General features: G+C 43.3%; 1 protein-coding gene. It reads right to left on the bottom strand.

Translation table 11 applies throughout. From position 1 onward, the window contains the following. Nucleotides 1-493: 493 nt before the first annotated feature. Nucleotides 494-3,019, bottom strand: a 2,526-nt coding sequence (gene nifJ, locus ACFE90_RS37515) for a pyruvate:ferredoxin (flavodoxin) oxidoreductase (RefSeq protein WP_375507296.1), incomplete at its 5' end; no start/stop codon positions are given.

Genomic DNA, 3,019 nt, shown 5'->3' with positions numbered 1-3,019 from the left:
GGTATCAATGTTCTCACCTTCCAGTCTCAACCTCTTTAATTCACATTAGGCGTGACTGCGTAGTTAATATATCAACTCGGAAAAAGATAAATTAAGGGTTTAGACAAAACATCTCACTTTTTTACAAAGCATTCCAAAATAAGTACGCCCTAAACCTCTCTCCTGATCTCATCCATCCCTAGTCAATAACTCGATTAACCACCCAATACCAATAGTCCATAATTACTGTAGCACCTGGTAGCGCGTCTTGTAGCACAGAGTTGCTCTTTGGTGGTTTGATCGGTTGGTGCGATGCCTAACGGCGGGCTACGCCTACGCTAAATTTATGTGGTAAATCTCCTTTCTAGGTAAAACCCGGAAATGCTTTTGAGCGAGGCGGAACCTAGATAGTAGGCATTACATATTTTCAGGTAAATAGACCATGCAGTAGGGGCACAACAGCATTGCTGTGCCCTTACGACAGATTGTTTATAACTAAAATTACGGCTAATCTTCAGAAAATATCGCGTTTTGACAGATATTGGTACATCTGCCAACGTGTATTTACCTCAGCTTGCGCTTGTTCTAACAAGTGCTTGGCTACTTCGGGTTTACTCTTAGTGAGCATTTTGAAGCGATTTTCTTGATACATCGAATCTTCTACAGATTGCGTAGGCGATCGCATATCCAATTGCAAAGGATTTTTACCCTGCTTGAGCAACTCTGGATTATGTCGATACAGCAACCAACGACCTGATTCTACCAAAGTTTTCTGATGATTCATCCCTGTGGTCATATTGATGCCGTGGGCGATGCAATGGCTGTAAGCAATAATTATTGATGGCCCATCATAAGCTTCTGCTTCCAGAAATGCTTTCAGGGTATGTTCATCTCTAGCGCCAAGGGCTACACTCGCTACGTAAACATTTCCGTAGGTCATGGCAATCATCCCTAAATCTTTCTTAGGTGCAGGCTTACCACTGGCGGCATATTTAGCAACTGCTGCTCGTGGCGTAGCTTTAGAAGATTGACCGCCTGTATTAGAATACACTTCTGTATCCATTATTAAGATGTTCACATTTCGACCACTAGCAATTACATGATCGATACCGCCAAAGTCAATATCATAAGCCCAACCGTCACCGCCAACAATCCAGACGCTTTTTCTCACCAAGTAATCGGCAAGAGATTTTAGATTTTGGATTTTACATTTTAGATTAGGATCGAAAGTTACAATTTCATCTAACTTTTGCTGCAACAGTTCTATCCTTTCGCGCTGTTCCCAAATGTCAGCCTCAGATTTTTGTTCAGCTTTCAGGATTGACTGAATTAAATCACTAGGAATTATTGATTGGTGAATTTCCTCACTCCCCAACTGCTGTAACAATTCTGCCGCAAATTCAGCTTGTTTGTCGAGGGAGAGACGGAAGCCAAAACCGAATTCAGCGTTATCTTCAAATAGGTTATTTGACCACGCCGGGCCGCGTCCTTCGGCGTTGGTTGTCCAAGGTGTTGTGGGGAGGTTCCCACCATATATTGAGGAACAACCTGTAGCATTGGCGATGACGGCGCGATCGCCAAACAATTGTGTTAATAATTTCAAGTAAGGTGTTTCACCACAACCTGCACAAGCACCAGAGAATTCAAATAAAGGTTCTTGCAGTTGTTGTTGGCGAATCTGGTTTAATTTTAGCGATCGCCTGTCAGGATTGGATAAACTCAAAAAGAAATCCCAGTTTTTTCGCTCTTGTTCCCGCAATGGCAACTGCTGTGCCATGTTAATCGCTTTCCGCAATGGCTCAGATTTATCTTTAGCAGGGCAAATATTTACACAAATAGTGCATCCTGTGCAATCTTCTGGGGCAACTTGAATGGTAAATTTTTGATTGGCAAAGTCTTTATCTTTTGCACCAGTTGACTTGAAAGTTTCTGGTGCAAAAACTAACTCATCGGCTTGATAGGCTTTTGCACGAATGGCGCTGTGGGGACAAACCATCACGCACTTACCACATTGAACGCAGACATCCGGTTCCCACACAGGTATCTCTTCGGCAACGTTACGTTTTTCCCACTTGGCAGTACCTACCGGAAACGTGCCATCAACAGGTAGTGTGCTAACAGGTAAGTCATCACCTTCCCACACCATGATTTTGCCCAGAACTTCCCGCACAAATTCGGGAGCGCTGTCCAGCAATCTTGGATTGTTGATTGTTGATTGTCGATTGTTGATTGTCTGTGGTATATCTACTTTATGCAAGTTGTCTAGCGTGTTGTCTACAGCTTGCAAGTTCATGCGGACAACTTCTGCACCTTTTTTACCGTAAGTCTTATCAATCGCTTGTTTGATTTTAGCGATCGCTTCTTCTTGCGGCAAGACACCCGCTAAGGCAAAGAAGCATACTTGCATAATAGTGTTAATTCTGCCACCCATGCCACTTTCGCGGGCAACTTGGCTAGCATTAATCACATATAATTTCAAATGCTTGTCGATAATTTGCTGCTGCACCTTTAGCGGCAGATACTCCCAGACGGTATCTGCATCATAAGGACTGTTAAGCAGCAAAGTCGCCCCAGGAATAGCAGCCTTCAAAATATCTATGTGTTCTAGAAATCCCCAGTGATGACAACCAATAAAGTTGGCTTGATCAATCAAGTAGGTAGAGCGAATTGGCTCTTTGCCAAAGCGTAGGTGGGAGACGGTCATTGAGCCAGATTTCTTGGAATCATAGACAAAGTAGCCTTGGGCGTAATTGTCGGTTTCTTCACCAATAATCTTGATGGAGTTTTTGTTAGCCCCAACAGTGCCATCAGCACCCAACCCATAGAACATTGCCCTGACAACATTATCCGATTCTGTAGAGAAATTAGAGTCAAAGCTCAAGGAAGTATGACTAACGTCGTCATTAATCCCAATAGTAAAGTGATTTTTCGGTTTAGCTTGAGCAAGGTTGTCAAAAATGCCCTTCACCATCGCCGGAGTAAATTCTTTAGATGAAAGACCGTAACGACCACCCACAATTTTAGGCAGAGGGGCAGGGGG

The sequence above is a fragment of the uncultured Nostoc sp. genome, from assembly GCF_964245445.1.
Lineage (GTDB): Bacteria > Cyanobacteriota > Cyanobacteriia > Cyanobacteriales > Nostocaceae > Nostoc.
Note: the sequence above shows the minus strand (reverse complement) of the source record. Positions and strands in the feature narration are given on the sequence as shown.